Origin of the sequence: Agrobacterium sp. MCAB5 (genome assembly GCF_052114365.1) — a bacterium.
In the GTDB taxonomy this organism is placed as follows: Bacteria; Pseudomonadota; Alphaproteobacteria; order Rhizobiales; family Rhizobiaceae; genus Agrobacterium; species Agrobacterium tumefaciens.
Genome location: NZ_JBFREP010000040.1, coordinates 1 through 1,167 on the forward strand (window position 1 = coordinate 1; position 1,167 = coordinate 1,167).

A 1,167-nucleotide genomic window follows, 5' to 3' on the forward strand; every position below is an offset into this window, starting at 1 on the left:
GAGTTACCGATTGCGCCAGCATGCCGAACTGATGCCCGAGCATGTTCGCTCCAAAGCCCTCATTGCTCCGCCGGCATTCGCTCCACCTCAAAAGCCACGCGGACGGCCGCCGAAAAATCCTCAATTCTCCCTGGCATCCACGTCGGCATAAGTGGGGAATTTTACTTCGGCACTTCTGGGGAAAATTCACGCGGTATTGACACGAGCGACTGAAATGCAAACGATGCAGCGTGAAGGGTGATGTGAAAATCACCATCGCAAAGATGCCGAGGTGAGCATGTGTAATCTGTATCGCATGGAAGACAAGGACTGGGTCTCGAAATGGGCTCAGGACGCCGAAAGCTTTATCAACCTGATGCCGGCCTATCAAATGAACCCCGACCAGATGGTGCCCATCGTCCGCAACACTGCGGATGGCAAGAAGCAGCTTGTGCATGCGCGCTGGGGCCTGCCCTCACCGATTTTCGTGCAGAAGAAGGCTGCGGAAACTCGAGCGGATAAACTGAAGGCCAAGGGCAAGGCCGTCGATATGAATGAACTCATCCGGATGGAACCAGACCGCGGTGTGACGAATGTCCGCAAGCTCAACCTGCCTCACTGGACGCGCTGGTTCGGCGTCGAGCACAGGTGTCTCGTCCCGGTCACCAGCTTTGCCGAACCGGATCCGGCAAGCAAACAGGCCGGTGGCAATGTGCCCAATGCCTGGTTTGCGCGCGACGAGGCGAAATCGCTGATGTTCTTCGCGGGAATCCACGTGCCGCAATGGAAGAGCGTCCGCAAGGTGAAGGACGGGCCCACAACCGACGATCTCTATGGCTTCCTGACGACCGATCCGAATGATCTCGTTAGGCCGATCCACGAGAAGGCCATGCCGGTCCTGCTGCTGACGAAGAAGAAACTGACGTCTGGATGCGGGCGCCTTGGGATGAGGCAAAGCACCTCGCCCGCCCGTTGCCAAACGATGCCCTGATTGTGTTGTCACGTGAACCTTATGGCTCAACGATTGTTTCGCGAAGCGGAGAACCGGTGGAGCAAGGAAGCCTTTTTTAACCGGCGGCCGCCACAAGGTGAATGCATGTTGATGAGGAGAATAAACCCACAATTCGGATAGAGGACGAGGAAGATGCATATTCGCCCTTACATTCTCGAAAATCACGGTGTCTACCC

2 pseudogenes are annotated in these 1,167 nt (G+C 56.3%); both read left to right on the forward strand.

Annotated elements, in window-relative coordinates:
- Positions 1–151, forward strand: a pseudogene (locus tag AB4Z23_RS27130) (AAA family ATPase); the annotation flags it as partial.
- A 126-nt stretch (positions 152–277) separates the two neighbouring features.
- Positions 278–1,050 (forward strand): annotated as a pseudogene (locus AB4Z23_RS27135) (SOS response-associated peptidase family protein).
- The last annotated feature ends 117 nt before the right edge of the window (positions 1,051–1,167 follow it).